Raw genomic sequence first — 14,635 nt, 5'->3', positions numbered from 1 at the left:
ACCATCGTGGTGCCCATGCTACGGCTTGGGAATCCTCAACGTCTTGCTGATCATCAACGAACCGGACAGCGCGAACAGCAGCACCAGCGGGTGCAACTGCCAGGGACCAAGCTGCCACTGGCCCCACCACAGCGCGTCGCCGATCCGGTCGGTCGAGGCAATCACCGCCAGCACGATCACCAGCGCCAGGCTGGTCGGAATCGGCGTGCCCTCGAAGTAAGGCACCTTGTCGCCGTCGCCGGCGATCTCCTCGGCGGTGACGTTGTAGCGCGCCAGCCGGCTCACGCCGCAGCAGACGAAGTAGCTCAGCACCAGCCAGTCCCACCCGCCCTGCATGCCGCAGGCGTAGGCCAGCGCTGCCGGGGCCACGCCGAACGAGATCACGTCGGCCAGCGAGTCCAGCTCGCGGCCCAGCGTCGAGGAAGACTTGCGCCAGCGCGCCACCCGGCCGTCGAGCGCGTCGAAGATGAAGGCCATCGGGATCAGCGCCATGCCGAACAGCAGGTCACCGCGATGACCATCCTGGAGAAATCGCATCGCTGCGAAGATCGCCCCGGTGCCGCAGAACGCATTGGCCAGGGTGAACCAGTCCGCCAACTGGAAATCGCGCAGCATCGAGAAATGGCGTTTCATGCGAACCTGTGCATTGAAATGGCCGACAGGGTAGCGCGACCGGGTCCTGGCGGCGAACCTCTCCTGTCAACCTCGGAAGGCCCACGATGACGCCACGTTCCATCCTGATCACCGGTGCCGGCAGCGGCATTGGCGCCGGCATCGCCCACGAACTCGCCCGCGCCGGGCATCACCTGCTGGTCAGTGATCTGTCTCTTCCGGCGGCCCGTCAGGTTGCCGACGACATCATCAAGGCCGGCGGCTCGGCCGAGGCGCTCGCACTCGATGTGACCGGCGACGAATCCGTCGCTGCAGCCCTGGCCGGCCTGTCGCGCCCCGTGGACGTGCTGGTCAACAACGCCGGCCTGCAGCACGTCGCGCCGTTGGAGCAGTTCCCGATGGAGAAGTGGGACCTGCTGGTGCAGGTCATGCTGACCGGCGCGGCGCGCCTGACCCGGGCCGTGCTTCCCGGCATGCGCGAGCGCGGCTTCGGGCGCATCGTCAACATCGGCAGCATCCATTCGCTGGTGGCCAGCCCGTACAAGAGCGCCTACGTCGCCGCCAAGCATGGGCTGGTCGGCTTTTCCAAGGTGATCGCGCTGGAGACGGCGCAACACGACATCACCATCAACACACTCTGCCCCAGCTACGTGCGCACCCTGTTGGTGGACAAGCAGATCGCCGACCAGGCCCGCGCCCGCGGCATCAGCGAGGACGCCGTGGTCGGCGAGGTCATGCTCCGGCCAATGCCGAAGGGCGTCTTCATCGAGTACGACGAACTGGCCGGCACCGTCGCCTTCCTAGTCTCGCATGCCGCCCGCAACATCACCGGGCAGACCCTTGCCCTTGATGGCGGCTGGACCGCCACGTAGAGCGTCTTTTCATCCGATTGCGAAAACATCGGTCATTTTTTCGCCATCCGTCTTGACAGCGTTGCCTGGCGGGGCCTGCGCACGGTTTTCCACAGACTTACCCATATTTCATCCACAGGGGCTGTGGAAAACGTGACGGAGCGCAGTGCTTCGATGGCGTTTTTTTCACCAGCCATCACCGAACATCTTTCTGATCAGTCAGTTGCGGAACCTGTCCACAGCTTTGCCCGCTACTCACCCACACCGAATGTGGACAACCCCAGCAGATCGGATAAGCCCGGGCCGGGCCGCGTCAGAGCCTCGAATAGCTCCAAGACAGCATCCGCCCATCGCGATACGGCATCACGCCATGGAACGGCCGCGCATCGCCGTCGAACACCAGCGGCAGGAAATGCCGGTCGCCTTCCCACATCGGCAGATCGAACAGGCGGTCGAGCTCGACCCACTCCAGCGTGCCTTCCGGGTTGACCGACATCGGCTCACCCTCGAAAGCGTCGATCACGAACACGAAGCCCAGCCAGTCCTCGCCATGCTTGCCGAAGCCCGGCCAGCTCAGCGTGCCGCGGAAGCGCATCGCGGTGCATTCCACCCCGGCTTCCTCGAGGATCTCCCGGCGCATGCCGGCCAGCACATCTTCTTCCGGCTCGATCTTGCCGCCCAGGCCGTTGTATTTGCCGAGATGATGGTCGCCCTGGCGGATATTGCGATGGATCATCAGGACGCGACGGCCGTCCGGCGACAGCACATAGCCGAGTGTGGCGACGATGGGCGTGTACGGCATGCGGTCATCCTGCGAAAACCGCCAGTATGCCCGAGCACCCCACTCCACCCGAAGGCCGCAACGCGGCCTTCCCTAGAGATACCCGTCAGGACAACGAAGCCGGCAGCGCCAGATCGGCCATGCCAGCGGCCACCCGCCGCAGGCGGGCACGCCCATGCCCCTGCTCGGCCAGATACTCCAGCCACTTGCCCAGGAAGGTGTTCATGCGCATGCGGTGACTGATCACCTCGCGCGGCGGCGGGTACATCCCGATCACGTCCTGCCAGCGACGACCGACGTAGCAGTGCGTCGTCTCGGCCTGGCGGGCGTCCTGATACAGCCGCACGAAGGCGGACGGATCCGGCTCGCCGGTCAGCGGATCGCAGAAGTCATAGGTCAGGCGCAGCTCGACCGTATAGCGGTGGCGTTCGATCACTTCCAACCGCACATCCAGGCCGTCGCCGACGCTGGACACATAGGTTCCCTCAAGCAGATCGCCCGGCGCGAACAACCGATTCAGATGCACATAGTTCTCGGCGTACAGCCCCATCAGCCAGCCGAACTGGCTCAGGCGAGGGATGCGTTCGTGGCGGACCGGGACGTTGCGCATGGCCCGATCCTACACGCTGCACTGCGACAACGGCAGCATTGACGCCCCGTCGCCATCGGCCTACTTTGGTGATCTACCCCCGCTTTCCTGCGAGTCCCTCGCAAGAGCACGGCACGTCTTCAGAACATCTCGCGCTGCAGGCCGAAGGTCGAAAGGACCTTGCTCGAAATCTCCTCGATCGAGGTATGCGTGGTGCTCAGGGTCGGGATGCGCTCGGCCTGGAACATGTGCTCGGCCGCGGCCACTTCACGGCGGCAGGTCTCTGGTGCGGAATAGCGCGAATTTGCGCGACGCTCCTGGCGGATCTGCTGCAATCGATCCGGATCGATGGTCAGGCCGAACAGTTTCTTGCGATACGGACGCAGCCGCGGCGGCAGCCGATCGGTCTCCAGATCCTCGTCGGTCAACGGATAGTTGGCCGCCTTGACCCCATAGTGCAGCGCCAGATAGATGCAGGTCGGGGTCTTGCCGGCGCGTGAAACCGCGACCAGGATCACGTCCGCCTCGTCGTAATTCAGCGCCACACCGTCATCGTGACTGAGTGCGAAGTTCATCGCGTTGATGCGGCGGTGGTAGGTCTCGAAATCCACCATGCCGTGCGCCTGCCCGACCCGCGAATGGCGCGGCGTGTTGAGTTCGCGCTCCAGCCGCTCGATGAAGGGCGCGAACACGTCCAGCATCAGCGCCCCGCTCTCGGCCAGGATCATGCTCAGGCCCGGGTCCACGCAGGAGTTCACCACGATCGGGCGCACCTGGTAGCGCTCGCCCGCAGCATGGATCCGCTGGCTGGCCTCGCGGGCTTTTTCTGCATCGTCGATGAACGCCATGCGGTCGGTGACGAAGCTGAAACCGTTGAACTGGGTCAACAGGCTGTGGCCAATGGTTTCAGCGGTGATACCGGTTCCATCGGACACATAGAACACCGGCCGGATCGTCGACATCGGGTGGATCTCCTTGCTGGAACGCCTGGAGCCACAGGAATCAAGCTTGTGCGGGCTCGGCTGTGCGCTGCATCATAACGGTTCTTCCTACGGACGCGGCCATGCAGCCCGGCCCATCGGGCGGTGGTCAAACGGAGCATCGCGCTTGAACGAGAACATCCTGTGGTTGCATGAACTGCGCTTGGCCGACCTGGCCCGCGTGGGTGGTAAGAATTCGTCGCTGGGCGAAATGATCGGCAACCTGGCCGGGCTGGGCGTATCGGTTCCGGGTGGTTACGCCACCACTGCGGAAGCGTTCAAGACGTTCATCGCCTACAACGACCTGTCCAAGCGCATCTTCGACAAGCTCGAAACGCTGGATGTCGAAGACGTCAACGCGCTGACCATCGCCGGCAAGGAAATCCGCGGCTGGGTGATCGATGCACCGCTGCAGCCTGATCTGGACAAGGACATCCGCGACGCCTACACCAAGCTGTCGGCCGAAAACGGCGGCGGCGACGTGGCAGTCGCGGTGCGTTCCTCGGCTACCGCCGAGGATCTGCCGGATGCCTCCTTCGCCGGCCAGCAGGAGACCTTCCTCAACGTGACCGGTGCCGACGATGTCGTGCACAAGGTCAAGGAAGTCTTCGCCAGCCTCTACAACGACCGCGCGATTGCCTATCGCGTACACCACGGCTTCAAGCACGAGGACGTGTTCCTGTCGGCCGGCGTGCAACTGATGGTGCGCTCCGGCGTCGGCTCCTCCGGCGTGCTGTTCACGCTCGACACCGAGTCCGGCTTCCGCGACGTGGTGTTCGTCACCTCGTCCTTCGGCCTGGGCGAGATGGTCGTGCAGGGCGCGGTCAATCCCGACGAGTTCTACGTCTACAAGCCGACCCTGCAGGCCGGCAAGCCGGCGATCCTGCGCCGCTCGCTCGGCAGCAAGGCGATCCGCATGGTGTATTCGGACGTGCCGGGTGAGCGCGTGCGGACCGAGGACACCCCGGCCGAGCTGCGCAGCACGTTCTCGATCAGCGATGCTGACGTGCAGGAGCTGTCCAAGCAGGCGCTGGTCATCGAGAAGCACTACGGCCGCCCGATGGACATCGAGTGGGCCAAGGACGGGGTCAGCGGCAAGCTGTTCATCGTGCAGGCCCGCCCGGAAACGGTGAAGTCGCGTAGCCACGCCACCCAGATCGAGCGCTTCGCGCTGCTCGAGAAGGGCGGCAAGGTGCTGGCAGAAGGCCGTGCCGTCGGCGCCAAGATCGGCGCCGGCACCGCGCGCGTGGTCAAGTCGCTGGACGACATGGCCCGCGTGCAGCCCGGCGACGTGCTGATCGCGGACATGACCGATCCCGATTGGGAGCCGGTGATGAAGCGCGCCTCGGCGATCGTCACCAACCGTGGCGGCCGCACCTGCCATGCCGCGATCATCGCGCGTGAGCTGGGCGTACCGGCGGTGGTCGGCTCCGGCAACGCGACGCAGGTGATCCAGGATGGCCAGGAAGTGACCGTCAGCTGCGCCGAAGGTGACACCGGCTTCATCTACGAGGGCAAGCTGGAGTTCGAGCGCGTCACCACGGACCTGGGCAACATGCCGCCGGCGCCGCTGAAGATCATGATGAACGTGGCCAACCCGGAACGTGCCTTCGACTTCGGCCAGTTGCCGAACGCCGGCATCGGCCTGGCGCGCCTGGAGATGATCATCGCCGCGCACATCGGCGTGCATCCCAACGCCCTGCTCGAGTACGACAAGCAGGACGCGGAGACCAAGAAGAAGATCGACGCCAAGATCGCCGGCTATGCCGACCCGGTCAGTTTCTACGTCGATCGCCTGGCCGAGGGCATCTCGACCCTGACCGCCTCGGTCGCGCCGAATCCGGTGATCGTGCGCCTGTCGGACTTCAAGTCCAACGAGTACGCCAACCTGATCGGCGGCAACAACTACGAGCCGCACGAAGAGAACCCGATGATCGGCTTCCGTGGCGCCAGCCGCTACGTCGATCCGAGCTTCTCCGATGCCTTCGCGCTCGAGTGCAAGGCGGTGCTGCGCGTGCGCAACGAGATGGGCCTGGACAACCTGTGGGTCATGATCCCGTTCGTGCGCACCCTGGAAGAAGGCCGCAAGGTCATCGAGGTGCTGGAGAAGAACGGCCTCAGGCAGGGCGAGAACGGCCTGAAGATCATCATGATGTGCGAGGTCCCGTCCAATGCACTGCTGGCCGATGAGTTCCTGGAGATCTTCGACGGCTTCTCGATCGGTTCCAACGACCTGACCCAGCTCACGCTCGGCCTGGACCGCGATTCCTCGATCGTCGCGCACCTGTTCGATGAACGGAACCCGGCGGTCAAGAAGCTGCTGTCGATGGCGATCAAGGCCGCGCGCGCCAAGGGTAAGTATGTCGGCATCTGCGGCCAGGGGCCGTCGGACCATCCCGATCTGGCCGAGTGGCTGATGCAGGAAGGCATCGAGTCGGTGTCGCTCAACCCCGACACCGTGGTCGATACCTGGCTGCGTCTGGCCAAGCTCAAGGCGAGCGCCTGACGACGTGTTCGTCATGGTTCGCTGATGGCCCCTTGCGAAGCCCCGCCCTGCGGGGCTTCGCATTTCCTAGATCCGGTTCGTTGCGACAATCCCGATCACCCTGTCCGGAAAACCCCCGCTGAAGGAGCTACTCGTGACCTCAAGCGTCGTATCCGTCGTCCCCACCCTGCCCGTCGCCCGCTCCTGGTTCCACAACCTCGACTGGCAGCGCATCTTCGAAACCTACGGAATACCGGCGATTTCCGCGCTATTGGTGCTACTGGTCGGTCTATGGCTGGCCAAGCGCATCACCAACGCGATACCGCGCGCAACCGCACGCGTTGGCGTGGATCCGATGCTCGGCACCTTCCTGCGCAACATCGCCTACATCGCCGCGCTGGTGATCGTGGTGATCCTGTCGATCAACACACTCGGCGTGCCGGTCTCGCCACTGCTGGCCGTGCTCGGCACCGCAGGCCTGGCGATCGGCCTGGCGCTGAAGGATTCACTGTCCAACATCGCATCCGGCGTGATGCTGGTGACGCTGCGCCCGTTCCATGTCGGCGACACGGTCACCGTGGCCGGACAGACCGGCACCGTGCGCGAAGTGCGCATCTTCCAGACCGTGCTGGAGGGTGGTGACAAGCAGATCGTGACGATCCCCAACAACCTGATCACCGCCGCCGCCATCGTCAACCTGACCGCACAGACGACACGGCGTATCGAGCTGGTGATCGGCATCGGCTACGACGACGACATCCGCCTGGCGCGCAAGGTCGCGCTGGAAGCCATGCAGGCCGACGCGCGCGTGCTGAAGACGCCGGAGCCGGACGTGGTGGTCAACGAACTCGGCGCCAACGCGGTGAATCTCGGCATCCACTGCTTCGTAAAGACCGCTGACTGGTCCGCCACCAAGGCCGCGCTGCTGGAACAGATCAAGCTCGACTTCAAGACGGCCGGCCTCAACATCCCATATCCCAAACAGGACATGCATCTCTACCTGCACGATCAGGATGGGCAGCAGACTGGCTTGAAGGCCTTGGTGCGCGACTCCAAACCCAGCTGAGCCATCATGCTTTCTGTAGGAGCGACTTCAGTCGCGATGGGGCTTCACAGGGAACGCCCCATCGCGACTGAAGTCGCTCCTACAAAAACTCTCTTCGCCGATCAGGTTTCGGTCAAACCAGCCAACTCGCCCATGAAGTGGCGGTAGTGCCGCAGCTCGGCGATCGAATCGTGCACATCGCTCAGCGCGGTGTGGCTGGAGGTCTTGGCCACGCCGTCCAGCACCGAGGGCGCCCAGCGGCGTGCCAGTTCCTTGATCGTGGAAACGTCAAGATTGCGGTAATGGAAGTAGCGCTCCAGCCGCGGCATCTGGCGATGCAGGAAGCGCCGGTCCTGACAGATCGAATTCCCGCACATCGGCGATGCACCGGCCTTGATCCACTCCTGCAGGAACGCCACGGTGTGGGCTTCGGCATGACTCAGGGTGACATCGCTCTCGATCACGCGCTGCCACAGCCCGGAACGCCGGTGCTGGTTGCGGTTCCACTCGTCCATCGCTTCGAGTGTTTCCTGCGAGTGGCTGATCGCGAACTCCGGCCCTTCCGCCAACACGTTGAGCTGGGCATCGGTAACGACCGTGGCGATTTCGATGATGGAATCGCGATCGGTGTCGAGCCCGGTCATCTCCAGGTCGATCCAGATCAGTCGGTCATTGCCAGCGGAATTCTCGGCCATCGTGTCGTCAGTAAAGAAGAATCGGGAGGCGATGATAGCTCAGCACCCCGGCGCCCCTGTGTGCGAGGCGATCAACCCGCGACGGGAGGCTTGCCGCGCTTGGCGCGGAAGTAGTTGGTCAACCGCGTTCCCGCCTCGCTGGCAAGCAAGCCACGATCGACCTGCACCCGATGGTTGTGGCGCGCGTCGCCGATCAGGTCGAACACACCGCCGCAGGCGCCGGTCTTCGGATCGCTCGCCGCGTACACCACGCGTGCGATACGCGCGTGCACCATCGCCATCGCGCACATCGCGCACGGTTCGAGCGTGACGTAGAGCGTGCAGCCGACCAGTCGGTGATTGCCGAGCCGGCGCCCGCCCTCGCGCATCGCCATGATCTCGGCATGCGCGCTGGGATCGTGACTGGCGATGTTGTAGTTCCAGCCCTCGCCGATCAGTTGCCCCTCGGCATCGACCAGCACCGCGCCAACCGGGATCTCGTCGAACTCGCGCTCGGCCCGGTCGGCCAGCGCGAGCGCGTGACGCATCCAGCGTTCATCCTCGTCTGCTTGTGCCGGCAGCGCGGCTGCGCTCACAGCTCCCCTCTTTCTTCCAGCTTGCGCACGAACGCCTCGAACACCGCCAGCGTGGCTTCGCTGACGTGATGCTCGATGCCCTCGGCGTCGCGTCGCGCGGTGGCTTCGTCCACGCCCAGCGCGATCAGGAAACGCTCCACGGTCTGGTGGCGCTGCCGGCTCGCCGCGGCCAGCGCTTCGCCGGCCTCGGTCAGGAACACGCCGCGATACGGACGCTGAATGACCCAGCCGTCGCGAACCAGGCGCTTGAGCATCTTGGCCACCGTCGGCTGGGCCACGCCGAGGCGCGTGGCGATATCGACCTGCCGGGCCTCGCCGCCATCCCCCAGCAGGTCCGAAATCAGCTCGACATAGTCCTCGACCAGCTCCATCCGGTGCGCCTCCCGCACCTGCCGGAAACTTTCCACATGCAGCTCAGCGTCGACGAGTGCCGGCGCGGCTGGTTCGAGTTTTTCGCTTCTGCCCACCCTCTGGTCCCATATCCGATGCTGGCGAGGCGCCAGCGCGCCTATTTTGAATGAGTCTGGCCATCATTACGATTGAAACAGCAGATTGCCCTTGCTCACTAAATTAGCAATTGCTATATAGTACCTGCCATGTCCACCGAATCCCCACCCGCACCGGCCTGGCCGCAATCCAAAGGCTCCTCGCCCAGCCTTGGCGAGATGAACGCCAGCGTCAGCGTGCCCAGCGGTGGGCATTGGTGGTTCCGCCTGCTCGCCTTCCTCGGCCCTGGCTACATGGTGTCGGTGGGCTACATGGACCCGGGCAACTGGGCCACCGACCTGAGCGGCGGCTCGCATTTCGGTTACCTGCTGCTGTCGGTGATCCTGCTCTCGAATCTGATGGCGGTGGTGCTGCAGGGTTTGTCGGCACGGCTGGGCATCGCTACCGGCCGTGACCTGGCCCAGGCCTGCCGCGACCATTACCCTCGCCCGGTGAATCTCGGGCTATGGCTGATCTGCGAGGCCGCGATCGTCGCCTGCGACCTGGCCGAAGTGATCGGCACCGCGATCGCGCTCAAGCTGCTGTTCGGCATCCCGTTGACCATGGGCGCGATCATCACCGCGATCGACGTGGTGCTGGTGCTGTTCCTGATGAATCGCGGCTTCCGTGCGCTGGAAGCTTTCGTCATTGCCATGTTGCTGGTGATCTTCTTCTGCTTCGCGCTGCAGATCGCGATGGCCGCGCCGCCGATACGCGAGGTGCTCGGCGGATTCATCCCGCGCGCGCAGATCGTGACCGACCCACACGCGCTGTACCTGGCGATCGGCATCATCGGCGCGACGGTGATGCCGCATAACCTGTACCTGCATTCCTCGATCGTGCAGACCCGCGCCTATCCACGCACCGACGAAGGCCGCCGCAGCGCACTGCGCTGGGCCACGGCCGACAGCACCATCGCCCTCACCCTCGCCCTGTTCGTCAATGCCGCGATCCTGATCATGGCCGCAGCGGTGTTCCATGCGCATGGCCGCACCGACGTGGAGGAGATCGAACAGGCCTATGAACTGCTGGCGCCGATGCTGGGCGTCGGTCTGGCTTCGACGCTGTTCGCGGTCGCGCTACTGGCCTCGGGCATCAACTCGACCGTCACCGCCACACTGGCCGGCCAGATCGTGATGGAAGGCTTTCTGCGTCTGCGTATCGCACCGTGGGCGCGCCGGTTGATCACGCGCGGCCTCGCGATCGTGCCGGTGGTGATCGTCACCGCGCTCTATGGCGAAAGTGGGACGGCACGGCTATTGGTATTCAGCCAGGTACTGCTGTCGATGCAGTTGCCGTTCGCGGTGATCCCGCTGGTGCGCTTCGTATCCGATCGAAGCAAGATGGGCGCACTGGTCGCGCCGCGTTGGCTGGTGCATATCGCCTGGGTGATCGCCGCGGTGATCGTGGTGCTCAACCTCAAGCTGATCGCCGATACCTTCCTGCACTGACCGCAGGATCAGGTACCGGCACTCAGCACGTCCTCCTGCTCGGCCGCCAATTGCAGCCACGCCTGCGCGGCCTGAGAGAGGAACGCGCCGCGACGCCACACCAGCGCCATGTGCCAGGCCAGATCCTGCTCTTCCAGCGGCAAGGCGACGACCTGCGGATTCGGCCGGCGCAAGGCGATCATCCGCGGCAGCATCGCCAAGCCCATGCCGGCGGCGACCAGCGCGACGATGAAATCGATCTGCCCGCTGCGCGCCACCTCCTGCGGCGTGAATCCGCGCTGCTGGCACGCCTCGATGATCTTGCGATTGAACATGAAGCCCTTGTCGAACAGGATGAACGGCGTATCGCCGAGCATCTCCAGGCGCAACGAGGTCTGGCTGGCGAGCGGATGTTGCTTCGGCAACAGCACCGTCAACGGCTCGCGCCGCACTGACTGCCACTCGAAATCTTCCGACACGGGCAGCAGGCTGCCGGCGATCTCGACCTCACCGGCGCGCAGGCTGTCTTCCAGGGCCTGGCTGCCCTGTTCGAGCACCTTCAGGTCGATATGCGGATAGCGTTCGCGATAGATCGCAAACAGCGGCGCGAACAATACATCGCTCCCCAACGGCGGCAGCCCGATGTTCAATTCACCGCGCCTGAGTCCGCGCAACTCTTCCAACTCGGCCAGCAGATTGTCGCGTTCGCCAAGCAGTACCAGCGCACGTCGATAGACGATCTCGCCCGCCTGGGTCAGTCGGATGCCCTGACGCGAGCGATCGATCAGCACCAGCCCGAGTTCGTCTTCCAACTGCCGGATCGACTTGCTGACCGTCGGCTGCGTGGCGAACAACGACTGCGCCGCAGCGGAAAAACCGCCCCGACGCACGACTTCGACCAAGACCCGCAGTTGCCGGATGTCCATGCTGAATTCGAATGCACAAAACTAGGTGAATTCATTTTACTCATACCGGCACCGAAGGACCAAACTAAAGCCCCTCCCCTCATGGCGATCCGAAGCGTCGCCGACGCGGGCGTTCGAATCCACGCACCATCCCCCTGGTCGGAATGACATCCCTCAAGCGGAAACCGTTCAGCAATCCCACGAATTTACGACATGCCGGCCACGATTCTGCAGGCCGATATCGGAAGAGGCAGGACCGCGGCAATGCACCCTCCTGTTGGTGTTCGAAACCTGAAATTGCTGGTGGGTGACGTGGGCGCCAGTTACCGGCTACGGATGTTGCCGTCCTTCCGATTGATCGCGTTGCTGATCGCCGCCGGTGCCGTGTGGATACACGCAAGTCCGGAGTGGCTCGCCGCCGCCACGGCCTCCGTATTTTTCGTCAGCGGCTGCGTCGTGAACTGGCCGCGTCGCAAAAGACTCATGCTGCCCGGCTGGAGAACGGCCGGCTTCCTGGCGGCGGTCTATGTCAGCCTGGGTGGCTCCTCCGACTACGACAGCGTGGTGCAACCGGCGCTGGCGCTGGTCGGGCTGATAGCCTTCGTCGACATGGCCCTTTACGTTTTGCGAGCCATCAGCGAGGCAAGGCGATTGAACGGACAGATCCAGAACATGGACGAGCTTGACCTGCTCGCACTGCTTCCCGATGAAGCCCGCGCCGATGCCAGACGCTGGCAGGCCGGCGATGACAGCAAGTCCGCCGAACTGGCCCTGGTGCTTCACCTGAGTGCACTCTGGAACGCGCTCAGAGCACAACAAACCGGCGAGCATGCACACGGCATAGTGGCTTGAGAGCAATCGGGCGATCTAATCTCCTACAACACTCCGCCGCCGCGCACCGTCGCGGCAAACTGCTGCCCCAATCACTGCTCGATCACTGGACGCCACGGCACCAGACAGAATCCCACTCGATCAGCTCACCGCCGGCAGGCCCGGATCGATCCCCGTCATCAGCACCGACTGCTCCCACAACCGCTGCGCCAGCGCCGGGTCTTGCGCATCGTTGGATCGGGATGCTTTTCCGGAAACGCCCCTCACCCCACGGAACCCGATCGGGCCATAGTAAGCACCGGGTTCCACCACGCCGGTTGCGGCTTGCAGCGCGGGCCATGCGCCCTTGTCAGCGCTGTTGAGCAGGACGCTGACGATCGGGTTGAGTACCTGCAAAACCCCCATGTAGCGCCCCAGATTGGTCGAAGCCATGCCCGGATGGCAGCCCAATGCAGTCACCTGCGAGCCGGCGGCGCGCAGGCGCCTGTCCAGTTCGAAGAAAAACAGCGCGTTGGCCAACTTGCTGGCGGCGTAGCGTTGCATCCGGTTGTAGCTTTTGTCGGCGTTGAGGTCGTCCCAATCGATCCGCGCGTTGTTGTGCGCGATGCTGGAAGTGGTGACGACACGCGCGCCCGGCGTCGCGCTCAACGTGGGCAGCAGCAAAGCCGTCAGCGCGAAGCAGCCCAGGTGGTTGACGCCAAACTGCAATTCGAAGCCCTGCTTGGTATGCATCAGCGGCGGTGTCATCACACCAGCGTTGTTGATGAGCGCATCCAGGCGCGGCTCACCGGCCACACGTTCGGCCGCGGCTTTGATGCTGTCCAGGTCGGCGAAGTCGATCGGCAGGAAGGCCAGGTCAGCACGCGGCGCGACCTGCCTGATCCGCGTCATCGCCTCCTCGGCCTTGGCCTCGTCACGGCAGGCCAGCAGCACGCGCGCGCCGCGTTGCGCCAGCACTCGCGCGATTTCAAAACCAATGCCGGTATTGGCACCGGTGACGATGAAACATTTGCCGGATTGGTCCGGCACATCGGCTTCGGTAAAGCCCTTGGATTTGGACATGAGGGGTTCCTTTCGGTGGCAAGAGCGGATGGGTTGGCCTGCCCCTTCCCCGCCGGCCAGGCACATTGCCCGACCTGGCGGCAGGATTTAACATGAGGCACCCTCCGAATAATAAACGGAGGAACCCTCCGCATGCAACAGGATCGAATTCGCGTGTCTGAAAACCCCACAAAACGTAAGCCCCGCGCGGACGGCGAGCGTAATCGGCAACGCCTGCTGGAAGTCGCCCGGGTGGCATTCGCCGAACGGGGCACATCCGCCAGCCTGGAAGAGATCGCGCGTACAGCGGGCCTGGGCATTGGCACCCTGTACCGGCACTTCCCCACGCGCGAGGTGTTGATCGACGAGATCTACCGCGAACAGGGCGAGCTGCTGACGGCCGCCGCCGTGGCACTGGGCCGGCGCCACGCGCCCGCCGAGGCCGTGCGCGAATGGCTGCTGCTTTTCATCCACTCGCTGGAAAACAAGCAGATCATGGCCGGCGTGCTTGCCTGCATGTCCAACGACGGCGGCGAGGATTACTGCGCGCTGTCCGGCGAAGCGCTGGTGACCGCGCTGGAAGGCCTGCTGGATACCGCAATCAAAGCGGGAGAGATCACTCCAGAAGTGACGGCCCTGGACCTGCTATGCGCCATTACCGGTATCGCCAGCTTCGGCTCGGAAACTGATTGGGGCGCCAGTGCCAAGCGGCTCCTGGATGTGCTGATGGCGGGCCTGACCAAGACGGCGGCGAAGAGGCAATAGCTTCGGGGAAAGTTTGGCTGGCGAGGCTGATCGCTCATTCAAGCCAGTGCCACTCGAACCCGTTTTAGGGACCAAGTGCTTCACGCTAACGGGCAACGCCCCGATGGGTGCTATTGCTCAACGAATTCCAGGATGTGCGGTACAAAGGCTTTGTCCTTACCAGCGAAGCTGTGATGCGAACTGAACCGGCAGGGAGTCTCATCGTCGTCCTTGCCGCCGCTCATCGGGACAACCTCAACTCGGCCATATGTCTCTCTGGCCGCCCATGATTTTCGAAGTTCAGCGTCCGCGCACTCTTCTCTGATGATCACTCGGACGAGTCGCCTGAACGTTCTTTGGCAAGACGCGCCGAAAAGTTCTCATTGCTTAACGCCCCTTCGATGCGTCAGAGCGAATCGAGTACGCCTGCATCGGCCTCGCGCATCAGTCGACGGTAGGCCGGACGTCCAGCAATCGCTGAGCCTGTGCCTTTCCCTTGGCGGTCAGCCTCACGATCGTTCATCGTCCGTCCTTGGGGTCAGATCGCGTATCCGCCGAACCGAGTGCCTTGAGTTGCTTGACTGC

The 14,635-nt window shown here is 64.0% G+C and carries 15 protein-coding genes; 6 read left to right on the top strand and 9 right to left on the bottom strand.

Annotation, left to right across the window (positions count from 1 at the left end):
- Positions 1–18: 18 nt before the first annotated feature.
- The gene (locus AC3WJE_RS00180; RefSeq protein ID WP_493728754.1) at positions 19–633 is read right to left on the bottom strand and encodes a CDP-alcohol phosphatidyltransferase family protein; all 615 of its coding nucleotides are present in this window, start codon (positions 631–633) and stop codon (positions 19–21) included.
- Between the two features lie 86 nt (positions 634–719).
- Between AC3WJE_RS00180 and AC3WJE_RS00175 the strand changes: the two genes are divergently transcribed.
- Positions 720–1,484 (top strand): 3-hydroxybutyrate dehydrogenase, encoded by a 765-nt coding sequence (locus AC3WJE_RS00175; RefSeq protein WP_493728753.1) that lies wholly within the window; start codon positions 720–722, stop codon positions 1,482–1,484.
- Between the two features lie 292 nt (positions 1,485–1,776).
- Here the strand turns inward: AC3WJE_RS00175 and AC3WJE_RS00170 are convergent, their stop codons facing one another.
- The 3 genes from AC3WJE_RS00170 to ppsR all read right to left on the bottom strand — a co-directional run bounded on the left by AC3WJE_RS00170 (position 1,777) and on the right by ppsR (position 3,795).
- Positions 1,777–2,265 (bottom strand): NUDIX hydrolase, encoded by a 489-nt coding sequence (locus AC3WJE_RS00170; protein ID WP_493728752.1) that lies wholly within the window; start codon positions 2,263–2,265, stop codon positions 1,777–1,779.
- A gap of 85 nt (positions 2,266–2,350) precedes the next feature.
- Entirely contained in the window at positions 2,351–2,854 is a 504-nt protein-coding gene (locus AC3WJE_RS00165) for a DUF1249 domain-containing protein (protein WP_493728751.1), read from the bottom strand.
- Positions 2,855–2,973: 119 nt separating this feature from the next.
- Entirely contained in the window at positions 2,974–3,795 is an 822-nt protein-coding gene (gene ppsR, locus AC3WJE_RS00160) for a posphoenolpyruvate synthetase regulatory kinase/phosphorylase PpsR (RefSeq protein ID WP_493728750.1), read from the bottom strand.
- Between the two features lie 145 nt (positions 3,796–3,940).
- Here ppsR and ppsA point away from each other — a divergent pair, with 145 nt between their 5' ends.
- Together ppsA and AC3WJE_RS00150 are read left to right on the top strand one after the other, a co-directional pair.
- Entirely contained in the window at positions 3,941–6,319 is a 2,379-nt protein-coding gene (gene ppsA, locus AC3WJE_RS00155; RefSeq protein WP_493728749.1) for a phosphoenolpyruvate synthase, read from the top strand.
- Between the two features lie 133 nt (positions 6,320–6,452).
- On the top strand, positions 6,453–7,364 hold the full coding sequence (locus AC3WJE_RS00150; RefSeq protein ID WP_493728748.1) for a mechanosensitive ion channel family protein: 912 nt from the start codon (positions 6,453–6,455) through the stop codon (positions 7,362–7,364).
- 101 nt (positions 7,365–7,465) lie between these two features.
- Here the strand turns inward: AC3WJE_RS00150 and orn are convergent, their stop codons facing one another.
- The 3 genes from orn to mntR form a co-directional block, all read right to left on the bottom strand.
- Positions 7,466–8,038 (bottom strand): oligoribonuclease, encoded by a 573-nt coding sequence (gene orn / locus AC3WJE_RS00145; RefSeq protein WP_493728747.1) that lies wholly within the window; start codon positions 8,036–8,038, stop codon positions 7,466–7,468.
- A gap of 71 nt (positions 8,039–8,109) precedes the next feature.
- Entirely contained in the window at positions 8,110–8,598 is a 489-nt protein-coding gene (tadA, locus tag AC3WJE_RS00140) for a tRNA adenosine(34) deaminase TadA (protein ID WP_493729013.1), read from the bottom strand.
- A gap of 11 nt (positions 8,599–8,609) precedes the next feature.
- Positions 8,610–9,080, bottom strand: a complete 471-nt coding sequence (gene mntR / locus AC3WJE_RS00135) for a manganese-binding transcriptional regulator MntR (RefSeq protein WP_493728746.1) — start codon at positions 9,078–9,080, stop codon at positions 8,610–8,612.
- A gap of 129 nt (positions 9,081–9,209) precedes the next feature.
- Here mntR and AC3WJE_RS00130 point away from each other — a divergent pair, with 129 nt between their 5' ends.
- Positions 9,210–10,550: an Nramp family divalent metal transporter gene (locus AC3WJE_RS00130; RefSeq protein ID WP_493728745.1), complete on the top strand. Its 1,341-nt coding sequence runs from the start codon at positions 9,210–9,212 to the stop codon at positions 10,548–10,550.
- A gap of 8 nt (positions 10,551–10,558) precedes the next feature.
- Here the strand turns inward: AC3WJE_RS00130 and AC3WJE_RS00125 are convergent, their stop codons facing one another.
- Positions 10,559–11,455 (bottom strand): LysR family transcriptional regulator, encoded by an 897-nt coding sequence (locus AC3WJE_RS00125; RefSeq protein ID WP_493728744.1) that lies wholly within the window; start codon positions 11,453–11,455, stop codon positions 10,559–10,561.
- 192 nt (positions 11,456–11,647) lie between these two features.
- Between AC3WJE_RS00125 and AC3WJE_RS00120 the strand changes: the two genes are divergently transcribed.
- Positions 11,648–12,286, top strand: a complete 639-nt coding sequence (locus AC3WJE_RS00120; RefSeq protein ID WP_493728743.1) for a hypothetical protein — start codon at positions 11,648–11,650, stop codon at positions 12,284–12,286.
- A gap of 120 nt (positions 12,287–12,406) precedes the next feature.
- Here the strand turns inward: AC3WJE_RS00120 and AC3WJE_RS00115 are convergent, their stop codons facing one another.
- On the bottom strand, positions 12,407–13,327 hold the full coding sequence (locus AC3WJE_RS00115) for an oxidoreductase (protein ID WP_493728742.1): 921 nt from the start codon (positions 13,325–13,327) through the stop codon (positions 12,407–12,409).
- Positions 13,328–13,459: 132 nt separating this feature from the next.
- On the opposite strand from AC3WJE_RS00115, the gene AC3WJE_RS00110 reads away from it, so the two are divergent.
- The gene (locus tag AC3WJE_RS00110) at positions 13,460–14,071 is read left to right on the top strand and encodes a TetR/AcrR family transcriptional regulator (protein ID WP_493728741.1); all 612 of its coding nucleotides are present in this window, start codon (positions 13,460–13,462) and stop codon (positions 14,069–14,071) included.
- Positions 14,072–14,635: the final 564 nt, after the last annotated feature.

This window comes from Pseudomonas sp. GW821-FHT07E12, from assembly GCF_058986605.1.
This window is presented reverse-complemented; position numbering and strand designations above follow the sequence as displayed.